17 protein-coding genes are annotated in these 15,052 nt (G+C 72.4%); 3 read left to right on the plus strand and 14 right to left on the minus strand.

The window, feature by feature from the left end; translation table 11 throughout:
• Nucleotides 1-4 precede the first annotated feature (4 nt).
• The 3 genes from MFF01_RS01570 to MFF01_RS01580 form a co-directional block, all read right to left on the minus strand.
• The gene (locus MFF01_RS01570; protein ID WP_238221355.1) at nucleotides 5-1,567 is read right to left on the minus strand and encodes a DUF2793 domain-containing protein; all 1,563 of its coding nucleotides are present in this window, start codon (nucleotides 1,565-1,567) and stop codon (nucleotides 5-7) included.
• A 306-nt stretch (nucleotides 1,568-1,873) separates the two neighbouring features.
• Entirely contained in the window at nucleotides 1,874-5,743 is a 3,870-nt protein-coding gene (locus MFF01_RS01575; protein ID WP_238221356.1) for a baseplate multidomain protein megatron, read from the minus strand.
• 59 nt (nucleotides 5,744-5,802) lie between these two features.
• Entirely contained in the window at nucleotides 5,803-6,246 is a 444-nt protein-coding gene (locus MFF01_RS01580; RefSeq protein WP_238221357.1) for a DMT family transporter, read from the minus strand.
• Between the two features lie 214 nt (nucleotides 6,247-6,460).
• Between MFF01_RS01580 and MFF01_RS01585 the strand changes: the two genes are divergently transcribed.
• A complete protein-coding gene (locus tag MFF01_RS01585; RefSeq protein WP_238221358.1) occupies nucleotides 6,461-6,847 on the plus strand; it encodes a LysR family transcriptional regulator in 387 nt (128 codons plus the stop codon).
• A gap of 181 nt (nucleotides 6,848-7,028) precedes the next feature.
• On the opposite strand, the gene MFF01_RS01590 is transcribed toward MFF01_RS01585, so the two are convergent.
• The 11 genes from MFF01_RS01590 to MFF01_RS01640 all read right to left on the minus strand — a co-directional run bounded on the left by MFF01_RS01590 (nucleotide 7,029) and on the right by MFF01_RS01640 (nucleotide 13,312).
• Nucleotides 7,029-8,117 carry a hypothetical protein gene (locus MFF01_RS01590; RefSeq protein WP_238221359.1) on the minus strand — a complete coding sequence of 363 codons (1,089 nt, stop codon included), beginning with the start codon at nucleotides 8,115-8,117 and terminating at the stop codon, nucleotides 7,029-7,031.
• 179 nt (nucleotides 8,118-8,296) lie between these two features.
• On the minus strand, nucleotides 8,297-8,746 hold the full coding sequence (locus MFF01_RS01595) for an NlpC/P60 family protein (RefSeq protein WP_238221360.1): 450 nt from the start codon (nucleotides 8,744-8,746) through the stop codon (nucleotides 8,297-8,299).
• Complete coding sequence (locus MFF01_RS01600) at nucleotides 8,743-9,633, minus strand: phage/gene transfer agent baseplate hub protein (RefSeq protein ID WP_238221361.1); 891 nt, start codon at nucleotides 9,631-9,633, stop codon at nucleotides 8,743-8,745. The genes MFF01_RS01595 and MFF01_RS01600 overlap by 4 nt, the downstream gene beginning before the upstream one ends.
• An 11-nt stretch (nucleotides 9,634-9,644) precedes the next feature.
• The gene (locus MFF01_RS01605) at nucleotides 9,645-10,280 is read right to left on the minus strand and encodes a DUF2460 domain-containing protein (RefSeq protein ID WP_238221362.1); all 636 of its coding nucleotides are present in this window, start codon (nucleotides 10,278-10,280) and stop codon (nucleotides 9,645-9,647) included.
• A 27-nt stretch (nucleotides 10,281-10,307) separates the two neighbouring features.
• Nucleotides 10,308-10,886, minus strand: coding sequence for a phage tail tape measure protein (locus MFF01_RS01610; protein ID WP_238221363.1), 579 nt, complete (start codon nucleotides 10,884-10,886; stop codon nucleotides 10,308-10,310).
• A 47-nt stretch (nucleotides 10,887-10,933) separates the two neighbouring features.
• Nucleotides 10,934-11,152, minus strand: coding sequence for a phage tail assembly chaperone (locus tag MFF01_RS01615; protein ID WP_238221364.1), 219 nt, complete (start codon nucleotides 11,150-11,152; stop codon nucleotides 10,934-10,936).
• Nucleotides 11,149-11,496: a gene transfer agent family protein gene (locus tag MFF01_RS01620; RefSeq protein WP_238221365.1), complete on the minus strand. Its 348-nt coding sequence runs from the start codon at nucleotides 11,494-11,496 to the stop codon at nucleotides 11,149-11,151. Before MFF01_RS01620 ends, MFF01_RS01615 begins: the two co-directional genes overlap by 4 nt.
• 2 nt (nucleotides 11,497-11,498) lie before the next feature.
• Nucleotides 11,499-11,906: a phage major tail protein, TP901-1 family gene (locus MFF01_RS01625; protein ID WP_238221366.1), complete on the minus strand. Its 408-nt coding sequence runs from the start codon at nucleotides 11,904-11,906 to the stop codon at nucleotides 11,499-11,501.
• A 28-nt stretch (nucleotides 11,907-11,934) separates the two neighbouring features.
• On the minus strand, nucleotides 11,935-12,378 hold the full coding sequence (locus MFF01_RS01630; RefSeq protein WP_238221367.1) for a DUF3168 domain-containing protein: 444 nt from the start codon (nucleotides 12,376-12,378) through the stop codon (nucleotides 11,935-11,937).
• Nucleotides 12,375-12,731, minus strand: coding sequence for a phage head closure protein (locus MFF01_RS01635; RefSeq protein WP_238221368.1), 357 nt, complete (start codon nucleotides 12,729-12,731; stop codon nucleotides 12,375-12,377). The genes MFF01_RS01630 and MFF01_RS01635 overlap by 4 nt, the downstream gene beginning before the upstream one ends.
• Before the next feature lie 17 nt (nucleotides 12,732-12,748).
• Nucleotides 12,749-13,312, minus strand: a complete 564-nt coding sequence (locus tag MFF01_RS01640; protein WP_238221369.1) for a head-tail connector protein — start codon at nucleotides 13,310-13,312, stop codon at nucleotides 12,749-12,751.
• A 30-nt stretch (nucleotides 13,313-13,342) separates the two neighbouring features.
• Between MFF01_RS01640 and MFF01_RS01645 the strand changes: the two genes are divergently transcribed.
• Both MFF01_RS01645 and MFF01_RS01650 read left to right on the plus strand, forming a co-directional pair.
• Nucleotides 13,343-14,071: a S1 family peptidase gene (locus tag MFF01_RS01645; protein ID WP_238221370.1), complete on the plus strand. Its 729-nt coding sequence runs from the start codon at nucleotides 13,343-13,345 to the stop codon at nucleotides 14,069-14,071.
• A 111-nt stretch (nucleotides 14,072-14,182) separates the two neighbouring features.
• Entirely contained in the window at nucleotides 14,183-15,043 is an 861-nt protein-coding gene (locus tag MFF01_RS01650) for a S1 family peptidase (protein WP_238221371.1), read from the plus strand.
• The last annotated feature ends 9 nt before the right edge of the window (nucleotides 15,044-15,052 follow it).

Here is a 15,052-nt window from a genome sequence, read left to right on the forward strand (position 1 = left end):
CGCGTCACGCGAGACCAAATCCGGAAAAGTCGCTGTCGGCGGCGGCGATGTAGCCGTCCGTGCCGGTGAACAGGGCGTGGACCGTGATGAGGTCGCCCGCCGCCAGGGACAGGGTGCAGCCGAGACTCACCGTGGAGACCCCGTCGATGGGGGCGGCGACGCCCCGGCGGCTGCCGTCGAGGGTGACGCCGTTGCGGTGGAACCGCGCCTGCAGGGAGGCCGGCGCGTTGGTGCCGTTGCGCTTGAAGGCGAGGGCCGCGGTGAAGGTGTAGACCCCCGCCTCCGGGACCACGAAGGCGTTGTCGGCGGCGCGGAACAGGCCCTGCGCGTTGAGGAGGCCGGTGTTGAAGCCGACCCGCGTCCACGCCCCCGCGCCGACGTAGTTGTCGTAGCTCGTCGCGGCGCGAAAGCACGGCGGGTTGCTGAGGCGCACCCATCCGGCGCCGGTATGGCCCCGGAAGGCGGCGAGGGTGCTGTCGAACACGATCTGCCCCGGCGCCGTGCCGGTCGCCGGCACGCCGGCCCGCGCCACGAGTTCGAGGGCGCCGTTGGCCCGCATCCGCACGACGGGACGCGGCGCGGTGCCGCCGAGATCCGTCGCCTCGATTACAAATCCGGCGCCCTGGGCCGTCGCGGAGAAATCCTCCTCGGCGATGCCCCGCAGGGTGACCCGTCCGTCCGTGCTTCCGCCGTCAAAGAACCCGCCGCCCGAGAGGCCGACGAGGCCATCCCCGGCGCGGATCGGGGCGGGAGCCTGCCGGCTGCCCCGGCCGCTGCGGGTCTGGATGACATTCTCGACGGGCCCGGCGCCGTAGGCGTCGAGGCACAGGCCCGGCCCCGCGCCTTCGCGGGCCACGTGCAGGGGCGCGCGGGCCATGGGCGCGCCGGGCAGGCCAAGGGCGCCGAGGCCGAGATGGCCCGTGGCCGGATCGGCCCGCCACGCGCCGCGCCACGTGGCGCCGTCGGCCGAGACCTTGAGGCCGAGGGCGTCCTCGCCGAGCAGCCCGAGTTCGGCCCGGCCCGAGTAGGCCGTCTGGAACAGGAGCGCCACGGCGTTGCCCGGCGCCGCCTTGTTGAGGACGACGGCGAGGCCGCCGCTGCCCCCGTCCGCGGGATCGCGCGCGGTCCACAGGGCGCGCTCCAACTTGGCCGCGAACGCCGTCCCGGCCTCCGCCTCGGTGCCGAGGCCGAGGGCATCGAGGTTGCGCAGGGCGCGTACGCCGTCGAACAGGCCGCCCCAGCGCGCGCCGTCGAAGCGGTAGAACGCATCCTCGTCGCCCACGTGGACGAGCCAGCCCGGCCGGGGGACGAGGCCGGTCCAGACGCCATCGCCGAACACGGCGATCTGCCCGGAGAGGCCGGCCCACGCCCCGGTGGGGGTCTGGGCCGCCACGAGGTAGCGGTCGCCCTCCGCCGGGTCGGCGGGGGGCGCGGCGAGGTCCTTGTCGCGGCAGGCGAGGTGGACGAGGGCGTCGAGGGCCAGGAGCGCCTCGTTGTGGGTCACGTGCTTGCCGGCCTGGGCCGCCGCGAGGAGCGGCAGAGCGAGGTGCGGGGTGGTCTGCGCCATGGACGGGCTCCGAGGGTATGCACGCGCTGCCGACGCATCGCGTCGGCAGCGCGGGTCCCCTCTCCTGGAAGGAGAGGGACAGGGTGAGGTGTGTGACGTGTCCGGAGAGGTCCCACACCTCACCCCAGCCCTCTCCTTCCAGGAGAGGGAGCACCGTCGCGGCTGCACCCGGCGTATCGCTCTTTTTGAAGGCGATCCGGCGGTGTGATCGGCGGGGGGATGTATGGCTCCGAACGGGCGGGTCTTCCGGATGGACGAGCCGCGTCGAGGCTCCGGGCAAGCCGGACGGGTTCACCCTCGACCGCGTCACCCCGCGCGGACCGGCACCCGCGCCCGCAGGGCCGGTCCCGGTCCGGTGAGGGTGCCCAGCGGCACGATGCTGGCCTCGATCCCCGTGGGCGGGCCGCCGAGATCCGCCGCCGCGTCGGCGTAGAGGACGGTGGTGTCGGCGGTCTCCAGGCTGCGCAGGACCGCCCCGCCCGGGTCGTGGATGTCGACGCGGTAGCCCTGCACCATCGGGTCGGGCGCCACGTCGACGGGGTCCCAGGCGTCACCCTCGCGCCGGACCCGGCGGGTCCAGGCAAGGCGAACCCCGTCGCCTTCGCGCCGCGCCCGGAGGTGGACGGGAGCGAGGGGCCGGAACGGAGCCAGGCCGGCGGTGGCCCGGCGCTCGACGAACAACGGGTCGGCCGGGTCGCGGATGGCCGGGCCGATGCGGTAGCGGAACGGCCGGCCGACCTCGTCGAGGCGGGTGACGAGGGGCACCAGGGCCTCGTCGAGGCGCACGACGAGGCTCCCCGCCGCCAGGGTGCGGGCGGCGGCACCCTCGCTGCCGGCGAGCCCCCGCAGGAGGCCGGTGAGGCGATAGGTGTCCGGCCCGACGAGGGTGATCCCCGCCGCCGCGACGATCTCGACCGCGCCGTCCCCATCCACGAGGGCGAAGCGGTTGGCGCCGGCAAGTGCCGCCGCCTCGGGCACGGAGGCGAGGCCCCCGGCCGCCCCGAGGCGCACGTCGAGGCGGGTCGCCCGGTCGAAACGCCAGAGTGGGCCGGGGGGCAGCGGCGTCAGGGTCTGCCCGAGGCAGGCCGGATGATCGACGAGGGTGTGGAGGGCGAGGGCCCCCCCATCCTCCGCCCGCCACACGGCGATCTCGCCCGGCCACGGCTCGGCCCGCACGGCCAGGACCTGCAGCGGCGTCGGGTCGCCGGTGTCCTGTGGCAGGTTGAGGATCGCCGCGAAGGGCGGCCCGGCCAGGGCCGGGGGCGACCGGCGCGGGGCCGGCTCCGGGGGCTCGCCCGTCCGGGCGGGCCGGCCGTGCCGGGGCACGGCGCGGGTCTCGATCCGGCGACCGGCCGGGCCGTCGGCGATGCGCACGATGCGGTGCGGGGCCGCCTCGCCCGGCAGGCTCAGGAGGTCGCCGGGTTCGAGGTCGATCCGGCGCGGGCTCAGGGCGAAGGCGGCGGTGTCGCGGGCGGCGAGGTCGGCATCGAGGATGGCTTCCGCCAGGGCCTCGGCGAGCGCCCGGCGCGTCACCACCGCCGCCTCCAGCCGGACCTCGCGGCGCCGTGCACCCGTGGGGCGCGAGGCCGCGGCGGTGATCCGGCGATAGGCCCCGCCCTCGGCGTCGGTCACGGTGAGCTCGAAGGAACGGGGCAGCTCGGATTCCTCGGCCCGCGTCAGGGCAAGGGGGGCATCGTCGTCGGGCGCCACGAGGTCGCCCGCCGGGATCGCCAGGGGCCGTTCCCCGCGCGGCCCCCGCACCGTCAGGGTGCCGGCGACTGCCGCGACGTCGAGGCCGTAGAGCCGGGCGAGAGGTTCGAGGGCGGCGCGGGCCGAGAGGGGCCGGTCGAGGACGTAGCCGTCGAGCTGCGCCGCGCCCGTGATCCGGGCCGGAACGTCGATCCCGCAATCGGCCAGGATCGCGGCCACCAGCCGGTCGAGTTCGAGGCCCTCGATCCGCCCGGTGATCCAGTGGCCCACCGACCAGTTGCCCGCATCCGCCCAGACCGTGTCGAAGTCCGGAAACGCCGGATAGGGGCGGGCATCCCAGCACCACACGAAGACGTGGTCCGGCGACACCATCGGGCCGCCATAGGTCGCCGAGACCGGGTTGTGGGCGGGCTCGAAGCCGGGTGCTCCGGGATCGAACCGTTCGAGGATGGCAGTGAGGCCGCGCGCCTGGATGAGGTCGTCGCGGCTCCCGTTCGAGAAGGGCGGCGACGCGCTCTCGGCGGATTTCGGATCGGGGAACACGTTCGGGCCGTTGGTGCCCTTGTCCACGGCCGGCTTGCCGATCTCGGTCAGCCAGATCGGCTTGCCCCCCGGCACCCAGGCGGTGGCGCGGGTCTCGCGGCCGCCGTCGCGCTCCCAATGCGGGTTGCTCCACCAGCCGACGAGGTCCTTCGGCCGGAACACCCAGGGCTTGCCCTGCGCCCCGTCGGTGATGGGGGTGCGCCGCTGCGCCGCCCGGTCGGCCTCGCTCGCGTAGTACCAGTCGAACGCTTCACCCGCCCCGAGGCGCGCCTTGAGGTAGGCCCGGTCGTAGATCGAATCGGCTTGCGCGAGGTCGGCATGGTCCGGCCCATCGCGCCAGTCGGTGAGGGGCGGATAGTAGTCGATCCCCACGGCGTGGATCGCGGAATCGGCGAACAGGCTGTCCAGGGGAAACCGCACGGTGGCGCCGTCGTCGCGGACATGGGCGCCGTATTCGGTCCAGTCGGCGGCGTAGACGAGGGGCACCGACGCGCCGAGGCGGTCGCGCACGGCATGGGCGAGCGTGCGAAATCCCTCCACGGCCGGGTAGGTGTCGCCCTCGCCACGCACGCGGGTGAGGCCGACGCATTCGGAGCCGACGACGAAGCCGGCAAGCGGCACGCCCCAGCCGGCGGCGAGGTCGGCGTAATGCAGCACGAGGCCGCGATACTGCGCGAAGAACGCCGCGACCTGGGCGGCGGCCGCCGCCGTGCCGTCCGGGCTCCCCGCCACGCCCGGCGCGGGATCGCAGGTGATGCGCCCGCGCCACGGGTAGGGCGGCTGGCCGGCGGCGGCGGGATCGCGGGGATCGGCCAAGGTGTTGCCCTGCGCCACGTCCATCATCAGGAACGGGTAGAGCACGACGGCGAGATCACGCCGGTGGAGTTCGGCCACGAGGCGGGTGAGGCCGGCATCCGACGGGGTGCCGCCATACGCCGGGTGGCCGTCAGGCGTCGTCGAGACTAGGCCGGCCTGCGCGCGGGTGAGGCCGGCGACGCGCCAGGAATCGCCCGTCGTCGCCTTCGCGGCGTTGTCGACCTTCGGCGCCACGGTGCAATGCCCGGCCCGCAGGTCGTCGCCGAACCAGCTCGCCACCACAGACACCGTCGTCAGGTTCGGGCACAGGGCCTGGAGGGCGTCGAGGGAGGCGATGACGTCGGTGACGCCCTGGAGCTGGAAGCGGTTGGCCGGCCGGCTCGCGCCGAGGCCGGCCTCCTCGGTGACGAGGGCGGGGTCGAGGCCGAATTCCGTCGAGCCCGGGATGAGGCAGACGGCGCGCACCCGGTCGGCGAGGCCCGCCACGGGGCGCACCACCTCGAAGGCGAATTGCGGCACGCGGTTGCCGAACTCGGCCAGGGCGAGGCGCTCGAACACGACGTAGGCGAGGCCGCGATAGGCCGGGGCCGTGCCCTCCTTGGCGACGATAAGCGGGTCCGGCTCCTGATCGGCCGTGCCCCGGTGCAGGCGCCAGGTCAGGGTGGTGAGGTCGAGTTCGCGCCCATCGGCCCAGATCCGCCGCACCTGAGCGACGGGTCCCTCGCACAGGCCGATGGCGAGGTCGACGGAATAGGCATAGGCCGTGCGCACCGTCTTCTGGCCGCCCCCGCCCTTGGCGGCGGACCCCGCCCGCTCCACGGTGGTGTTGGCGGTCTCCAGCGGCCGGGTCGCCCAGATCAGGGTGCCGCCGAGGCGCGCGCGGCCGTAGAGCCGGGGGATCGGGTCGCCCTCCGTCGAGGTCAGGCCCGCCACCTCCGTCAGGCGCGGCCCCTCGACGAAGCGGGGCCCCGAACCGCCGCCGAACAGGGCGCCGTCGATCCCCGAGCCCGTCGCCGCCCCGAGGGCCGAGCCGATGATGCCCCCGATGGGGCCGCCGAGCGCCGTACCGGCCGCCGCTCCGGCGGTTTGCAGGATCAGCGTGGCCATGGCGGGCTCCGGTAGGCTGTCGGGACCGGACCTCCGCGAGGCCGGAGAGGAAGGGGCCCTCAGCGCCGGATGAGGATCACCCCGCCGATGAGGAGGGCGACGCCGACGAGGCGCGGGCCGTCGAGGCTGCGCTGGGCGAGGCCGAGCCAGCCGAAATGGTCGAACGCCACGGAGGCCAGCATCTGGCCAGTGACGAGGAGGGCCATGAACGTGCCCGCCCCCAGAACCGGCACGAGGGCGATGCCGAGGGCGATGAACAGGGCGCCGAAGGCCCCGCCGCTCCAGGCCCACCACGGCAGGCGGGCCGCCACGCTCCAGGCGGGCAGGGGATCGCGCAGGGCGAGCGCCAGAAGGCCCATGCAGGCGAGCCCGACGAGGTAGCTCGTGAAACCCGCCCAGGCGGCGGAGTTCAGCGCCCCGCGCAGCTGCGTGTTCAACCCCTGCTGGATCACGATGGCGCCCCCCGCCATGGCGGCGAGGAGCAGGGCGAGGAGTGTCGGCATCGAAACCTCGGGGGGCATCCGCGCGCCCGGCGCGGTGCGCCTTGACAACCATCCGGCCGCCATGCCGTCAAATGCCGGTTTCCTCGCAATCCATGCGGATCGGGCATGTTGAATCCCGCCCACGTCGATCTGTTTCGCGCCGTGCTGCGCCATGGCGGCATGACGCGGGCGGCGGCGGTCTTGGGGGAACGGCCAGCCCCATGTCAGCCGCGCCATGGCGCAACTCGAAGCCACCCTCGGCTTCGCCTTGTTCGTACGCGGGCACGGCAGCGCCCGGCCGACGCCGGAGGGCGCGGCGTTCGCCCGCGAGGTCGAGCGCACCTATGCCGGGCTCGATCACCTCACCCGCGCGACGCGGGAGATCCGCGAACTCGGCACCGGGCTGCTTGATAGTCGTCGCTCGCCGCCGCCTCCTCGCCGAGCATTCCGGGGCGCGGGTGGTCCTGCACGTGCCTGCTTCCGATACAATCTGGGCTTGGGCAGCCTCAGCGTCGATGCTGTCTGCATCATGCCGCGCGGGCATGCCCTGGCCCGGTGGCGCGCAAACTGGATTGCTGATCTCGCGGACGATATGAAGATCGCGGTCGAGTTGCGGGGTTAAGAAGGCCCGTCACAGCGGTCACGATGATGGCGATGGCGGTGCGCATTCGGTGAAGGCGGAACCCGCGACAATTTCGTAGATTTACTTACCGCTATCTGAGCAAAACAAATAGAGCTGAGAATTTGAAAAGGGCTTGTAAAAGCTAGGTTTGCGGCTGTATTTGTGTTGTAAGTTTTTGTGGTTATTGGGGCTGCGGATTTGCGTCTGGGATAGCACGTATGCAATCACGCTCTATCTTCAAAAATACCTCGAAAATCTTTTTTGGCTGCGTAGAGACTCGTAATGTCATTCTAATAATCCCATGCGGAATATCAGATTCATTATAAGATTCTTCCCAATCAACACTGGAAACCCCGGAAAACGCCCCATCAAGCATGCCCCATATAAAGCTTCGGCGCATTTCTTCGCTTTTACTTACTTCGAAAAGATACAGTGCTTCCCTAGCGCCGTTGGCAATCGTTTTGCTGCTGCGGGCCGCCTGATTGACCCCCCAAGCCCCATCAAGAGTTTCGGCGGGCTTTCTCAGCCAATGCGCAGATAACCCATCCAAGTCTAATTTTGCATTAAATGATGCTTCATCGCCATTGTTAGTGATTGCTAGCACCCAATGGTTCTCGACCTTGCGAACGTCGTATGTAAAATCTTGTCCTCCTAACGCAGTTTCGTTCGGACGAAACAGAACTTCGTCAGTGGGTTCGATTGGCAACCCCATTCCACGAGCGCCTTTAGGGTGCAACAGTCCTAAAATGCCAAACAGTCGCATTTGATCTGCAATGACCGGATTGTTTGTTATAAAGCCATCGACGCGAGTTGCATCTATTTGACAGCTCTCAAGACTGTATGGACCGCCATCCCATGTCACAAAAACTTTTTCAAATGAGCAATTAATGAACCTAATGCCATCCAATTTGATTGGGCACGAAACGAACGATTGATTCGCAACCACAGAAAGGGCGACTTCATTCTGTTCTTTTCGTAGATCTTCGGCTCCTGGCGTAAGCCGGCGCCGCCATGCGAAGATCATTTCGACAACAAACATCAAGGCGAAAGCAGAAATCGCTCCGGCCCAATTGGGGCCAATCCATTCAAGTATGGCCGTGCTCCATGGGCCAACCTGTTTGGTCAGGTATGGAGCAATCGTGTCTTTCCAAAAGTCCTGAATGGTGACGTCGTAGATGGCCTTGAGCGCCGCCCCAACCAACTTGGTTATGATGACGCCGATGACGCCAGCGATCAGACTGACGATGAAGGGTGTGCGGGGAGCCAGCATCTGAGCACCATGCCCACCTGCCAGTTGAAATTGTACTTATTTTTCCCATTTCCAAAAATAGGCCTTGCTAAAACGCAACTCATGAAATGGCGTATGCCAGCATATTTGGTGCATTCGCCCTATAAGGCAGGTTATTTTGATGGAGGGGCGGGCTGCGAGGGTGAGTTGAGGGGCGTCGGTCATTCGGTCGTCCGGCTGAAACTCGGAAACCGGAACGCATGCGTCCGGTGCCGCACCCACCACCGCGTCAGCGCCACCTCGGTGACGGCCGCACCATCATGGGCGTGGATCATCGTGCCAGCCCCCGTGGCGATGGCGCAGTGGCGGGCCGGCAGGTGGGCGCGGAAGGCGAACAGCAGAACGTCCCCGGGCTGCGGGTCGCCGAGTGGCACCGGGACGAGGTGGCGGCCGGCGGCCTCGGCCAGGGGATCGGTGCCGGGGGCGGCCGATTCCGCCCAGGAGGCGCCGTAGGGCGGGGCGGCCTCGGGCTCGGGGCCGAGGCAGTCGCGCCAGACCCCGCGCACGAGGCCGAGGCAATCGCAGGCGACCCCCTTCACGGAGGCCTGATGCCGGTAGGGCGTGCCGATCCAGGCCCGCGCGGCGGCGACGATCCGGTCGGCCGGGCTCATCGGAACAGGCTGCCGCCGTCGAGGCCGGGTCCGGAGCCGGGGGCGTGCCGCACCACGAAATCGTTGCCCGGCATATGCGGAAACCCTTGGAAGTTGAGGGTGTTGGAGAACTTCGTCCCGCAGGTGGAGAAGCGCTTGTCGCAACCCGCCGTGAGCGTGAACGCGTCGCCGGCCTGGACCGGGCGGGCCGGGGCCTGCCAGAGGGCGAGGCGGATCCCCGCCGCATCCACCCCGTGGGCGCGGATGTCGGCGGCGTGCCCGGCTTGCGCGCCGCCGGTCCAGACGAGGCGCCCGGCCGTGAACCAGGCGTCCGGAAACGGCGCCGCCAGGGCGACCCGCAGGGTCTCGGGCTCGGGCACGGCCTCCACCCGGCCGGTGGTGCGGAAGGCGGCCGCGTCGCGGTCGACCCGGCAGCGCCCGTCGCCGAGTTCGGCCGCGCAGGTGGCGCGGTAGGTCCGGCCGCTCGGCACGTCGAGGCGGTCCATGAGGCCGCGCACCTCCGCCACGAAGGCGCCGCCCGCCCGGCGCACCTCGCCGAGCGTCCCGGCATCGAGGAGGAGGCGCGTCTCCGGGGCGGTCCAGTCCACCAGCCAGGTCTCGACGCCCGCCCCGTCGTAGAGGCCGCCGGCGATGTCGGCGTCGGTGAGTCCGAGGGCGCTCAAGGCGCCCGCGACCTCGCCGCCGCCCACGGCGAAGCCGAGTTCGGCGCTGGCCTCGGCCGCTTCGAGGCCGGAGCGGGCGGCGTAAACGACGCCCGCGAGCGTCAGGTCGCGGTCGTGGTCGGTGAAGCCGAGCACGGCGCCGTCGCGTCGGGTGAGCGCCCAGCAATGGCACAGGGTGGTGGCGCCGCCGAGACGGTCGGCGAGGTCCGCCGGAAGATCGCGCATGACAGGGCCTCCTATGGGACGATCTCGACGAGGGGCACCTTCGGGATCTCGCCGGCCGTGAAGGCGGACAGATCGACGGTGAGGCTGTCGGTGTCGAAGCGGACCGGCACGTCGAACAGGAAGCCCGCCGTCACCACGGCCCCGGCGGGCGGGGCCGCCGCGAGGGTGACGCGGCCGGTGGTGGCGTCGCAGGTGAAGGCGGCGGGCGGCAGGACGACGCCCGCCACCGCCACGGTGACGCTCTCGGCCACGGGCTTGGCGATAGCCCGGCGGTAGGGCAGGGGGCCGCTGCCGTAGGTCTTGGCGAGCCCGAATTCACGGGTCGCGCCGTCGCCGGTGCCGAGGGGCTGGTCGGTGGCCGAGACGGCGCGCGAGGGCGGGCCGGAGCGGGAATCGACCCGGTCACGGTAGCGAAAGCCGTAGAGGCGGCCGCGCCGTTCCTCGAAGAAGCTCAGCACGGCGTGGAGGGCGTCCAGCGTGCGGATGCCGAGGCCCGCATCGTAGCGCCGCCGCGAATCCGCCCAGCGCGCGTTGCGGTGCTCGCGCCCCGAGGCGAGCGTGACGATCTCGGTCATCCGCTCCGGCCCGCCGCTGCCGCGCAGGGCGACGTCGAGGGGAAAAAGGACCTCGTGGAAATCGGCGCCCATGGGCGGCTCCTCGCGTTAGGGGGGCGGCTACAATCCCCGCCGGCCCCGCGCCACGGCGCGGGCGAGGCCGGCGGCGACCTGGGCTTCCGAGCGGCGGAAGCCCGCGACATCCGGCGTGGTGATGTTGACGGTGACGGAGGCGCTTCGCGCCTCGGCGCCGGCCGCGACGCCGAGGCGGCCGTCGCTGCCGCGCTTCAACGGCAGGATCGCCTCCGGCCCGGCCTCGCCCATGAGGCCGAGGCCGCCCCGCATGGGAAAGTAGGTGGGCGCCGCCACGATGCCGCCGGCCGCGAACGGCTGCACCGCCCCGCGCGCGATCACCCCGCCCCGGGCGAAGGCCTCGCTCCCGCTCGATACGCTCGCCGAGAGGGCGCTCTTCACCAGGCCGGTGATGCCGGACTTCACCGGGGCCAGCGCCGCCTTGAGGGCGAGGCTCGAGAGCTTCGTCGTGAGGGTGCCGAGCACCCCGTCGAGCTGGCGCCCGGCGCCGAGGGTGCCGGTCAGGGCCTGGGACAGGCTCTTGCCGAAGCTTTTCGCGAGGCGATCGAGGGTTTCGAGCTGCTTTTCGCGGGTCGCCTGAGCCCGGTCGGTTTCGGTCTCGGCCATGCGGATCTCCTGGCGTCACGGAATGCTGGGAGTGTGGGGTCCTGGGATCACAGGATATCGGGATGGGCCTCGAGCAGGCGGTCGAGGTCGGCCCGGTTCGGCGCCGATGCGCGGGCGAGGAACCCGGCGGCGGCAAACAGTTCGCGTGGTGTCGCGCCCCAGAGGTCGCGCGGGCGCCAGCCGAGGCGGCCGAGCGCCAGGGCGAGGACATCGTCCCACGGGAAGGCGGAGACGGGCTCCGGCGCGGTCCCGCCCGTGGGGATCAAGGGTTCGGCGGCGCCTCGCGTGGCGTGGCCGCCGGCGCTTCTCCAAAGGCGGCCGTGAGGGCTTCGCCGAGGGCCTGCGCGATGGGCTCGAGGCCGCCGGCGAGCGGCAGCGCCGCCACGGCGGCCTCGTCGAGGGCGTGGCCGCCCCCGCGCAGGGCCGCGCCGAGGAGCGCGATGAGGTCGCGGGTGGCGAGGCTGCCCCCGGCGAAGCGTTCGGCGAGGCCCGCGAGGTCGCGGGCACCCAGGGCCGATTCGAGTTCGGCAAGCGCCCCGAGGGTGAAGCAGAGGGTGTAGCGGGTGCCCCCGAGGTCGAGGGGCACTTCCCCGCGCCGGCGGTTGGCCATGGTCAGGCCGCCGTGAAGGCGAGGGCGCCGGCGGAATCCAGCGCCATGTCGAAGGTCACCTCCCCGGCATGGTCGCCGCGATATTCGAGGCTCGTGATCTGGAACGGCCCCTCCAGGGTGCCGAAGGCCGGCACCACCACTTGAAAGGTCTCGATGGCGCCCTCGAAGAACAGCTGGCGCAGGCGCGCGTCGGAAGCCTCATCGCGAAACACCCCGGCCCCGGCGATGGAGGCCCGGCGCACCCCGGCCCCGGAGAGCAGTTCGCGCCAGCGCCCGGCGGATTCGGCGTGGGTCACGTCCACGGTCTCGGCGTTGAAGGCGATCTGCCGGGTGCGCAGGCCGGCGACGGCCGTGAAGCCGCCCCCGCTCGCCACGCGGATGAGAAGGTCCTTGCCGCGCTGTGCGCTCATGGTCGGTCTCCGGGTCGTTCGGGGGCGGTCAGGCCGGGCGGTGCTCGGTGATCGCCTGGAGGGTGAGGGTGGCGCGGGCCTCGCCGCTGGCGGGGTCGCGGGTGGCGACGAGGCGGGCGACCCGCAGGGTCACGAGGTGGTGGCCGGAGAGCGCCAGGGGCGCGTCGGCGAGGAGGTCGGCCATGCGCTCGGCCGCGTCGAGGCCGGAGCGGGCCGAGCCCGGCCGGGCGTAGAGGACGAGGCTCAGGGTGTGGGCGTGGCGGGCCGCGCCATCGACGGACTCGTCGCGGATCTCGGCATCGCCGAAGACGCCGTAGACGGGCACGGCCCCGCGCGGCGGCTCGTCGTGGAGGCGCAGGGACCCGCCCATGAGCCGGGCGAGGGTGGCATCGACGCCGAGATAGGCGAGGATGGCTCCGCGTAGGGCCAGGAGCGGGCTCGCCGAGACCGGATCAGAGGGTGGGGACGTCATGGCGCTTCCGCTCCGGCCAGGAGTTCCTCGACCCGGCAGACGAGTTCGCGCCCCCGCCCGTCGGGATCGGCCGCCGCCCGGATGGCGAAGCGGCGCGGGCCGGCGGCGAGCCGCATGGCCGGGGTGACGTCCGGGCGGTAGGCGAGGCGCACCCGGTGGGTCTCCACGGGATCGGCCCGTCCGCCCCGGACCTTCTCGGACGCGCCGAGGGCCTCGATGGCGCCCCACAGGAGGGGGCCGGGCACGAAGCGGCGGATCGTGCCGCCGAACCCGTCCGGTTCCTCCGTGGGACGTTCAAGGACGAAGCGGCGGCGGCGCGCGCCGATGGGCACGCGCGGGTTCGCGTCGGGCATGGCTGGGGGCTCCGGGGTCAGAGGCGCAGGCGCCGCAGGGGCTCGGCGAGGGCGGCGACGGCGGGTGGCGGGGCGCCGCTACTGTCGCCGCGATGCTCGAAGCCGTGGGCCACGAGCAGCCGGATCGCCTGGGCGAGGCCGGGGGGAACGGGCGGGCCATCGCCGCCATAGCCCGCGCTCACCTCGATGAGGGCGGCGCCGGCGCGCAGATCCGGGGCGTCCGCCGCGACGACGAGGCCGGGCGCCTCCTCCCGGTCCGGCCCGAGGCGGACCACGCCCTCGGGGAGGTCCGTCACCACGCCCTGTGCATCGACGAGGCCGGCCCGCTCCACGGCCACGATGGGGCTGAGCGGCAAGGGCAGGAACCCGTCCGGCGGCCAGGCCGTGAGGGTGATGCGATAGCGGCCGGGCGCCAGGATGCGCCGGGTCGTGGCCTCGAGGCCGGCCCGCGCCGCCGCCAGGAGGGCGGCGATCAGGGCGTCCTCGGCGCCGTCGTCGTCGGAGTCGAGGCGCAGATGGGCGCGCAGGTCCGCGAGGTTCACCGGCTCGACGGTGGGGCCCGCGACGCGTATCGGGGTCATGGTCGTCTCCAGGTCTGCGGGGTTTCGCCGATGGCGCGAAGGGTGTTCGGGTGTCTCGCCGCGCTGCTCGGCCTCGCCGGCCCGGCCGGCGCCGTGGTGGGCGGCGACCCGGCGCCGGAAGCGGCCACCGGGGCCGTGATGGTGCTGTCCTCGAACGGCGGCCTGTGCACCGGCGTGGTGGTGGCGCCGGGCGCCGTGCTCACGGCCGGCCACTGCCTCGCGCCGCGCCTCGTCCACCGGGTGCATTACAAGGATGCCGCTGGCAGCCCCGTCCTGGCCGAGCCCACCGCGCGCGCCGTCCATCCCGGCTACGATGCCGGGGCGGTGGCCGGGCGCCGCCGCTCCATCGATCTGGCCCTCGTGCGCCTCGCCGCCCCCCTGCCGGCGCCGTTCGCCGCCGCGACCTTGAGTTCGGCGATGCCGCAGGCGGGCGAGACCCTCGCGCTCGCGGGCTACGGCATCGCCAAACCGGGCGACCCGCGCAGCACCGGCACCTACCGGCGGGCACGGGTGCCCGTTGTCGCCCCGTACGGGCCGAGCCGCGTCCTCGTCTGGCTCAAGGGCTCCCAGGGAACGGGCGCCTGCCAGGGCGATTCCGGCGGGCCGGTGACGGATGGGACGGGCGTCGTCGCCGTGGCGGCCTGGATCGGCGGGGCCTGCGGCGGTCTCTCCCAGGGGGTTCTGCTCGGGCCGCAGCGGGCCTGGATCGACGCGACGCTCGCGGGCTGGGGCCTCGCCGCCCGCTGGGACGGGCCGTGACCGCGCATGTGCATCGGCCGGGAACCGGAGCTTGGCCGAACGATTCCCTTACGATAGGTTTCCGTCAGTGCAGACCGGGGTCCGTCGGGGCCGGGACGCGGGAGAGACACGATGTTGCCGACCGCGTTGCGCAAACTCGTCCTGGCGAGCCTGATCGGCCTCCTGCCCGCGCCGGCGCTGGCGGTGATCAACGGCACGGTCTCGCGGGACCCCAACGGCCTGCGCGCCTCCGTGGTGCGCATCGAGAGCACCCAGGGCGAGATCTGCTCGGGTACACTCATCGCGCCCGACCTCGTACTCACGGCGGCCCATTGCGTGATGCACCAAGCCGGCTACAGCGTGGTGGCGGTGGACCGCGCCTTCCGTTCGCGCCGCATCGGCGTCGCGGCCACGACGATGCACCCCGACTTCGTGCCCGGCACCACGCCGGAGGACCAGCCGGGCATCGACCTCGCCCTGATCAAGCTCGCCGAGCCCTTGGGCAGTGATTTCCAGCCCCTCGATCCGCGCGGCGGCGGGATCAACACCGGCGACGCCGTCGAGATCGCCGGCTTCGGCGTGGTGGCGGAGAACCGGCGCAACACCGCCCGCACCCTGCGCCAGGCGCAACTCGTCTCCATCGGCCCGCTGCAGGTTGCCAACCGCGTCACCGTGGTGACGGACCGGCGGCGCATGGCCGAGACGGCCGGTGCCGGCGCCTGCCTCGGGGATTCCGGCGGCCCGATCCTGCGCGGCGGCCCTCGCGGCTACCGGATCGTCGGCGTGGTGAGCTGGTCGAGCGGCGCCATGCACCAGGACAAGCGCGCCCGCACGGCCTGCGGCGGCTTCACCGCCGTCACCCCCACGGCCGAGCACACGGGCTGGATTTCTTCCCGCGCCGCCGAGATGAGCCGGATGCAGACGGGGGATGTCGGTGGCCGCACGGAGTGGATGGCGGAGCCGGGTGTCACCCGCCCCCGCCGAGCCCGTTGATCCGAAGGG

This window comes from Methylobacterium adhaesivum, from assembly GCF_022179065.1.
Taxonomy (GTDB): domain Bacteria; phylum Pseudomonadota; class Alphaproteobacteria; order Rhizobiales; family Beijerinckiaceae; genus Methylobacterium; species Methylobacterium adhaesivum.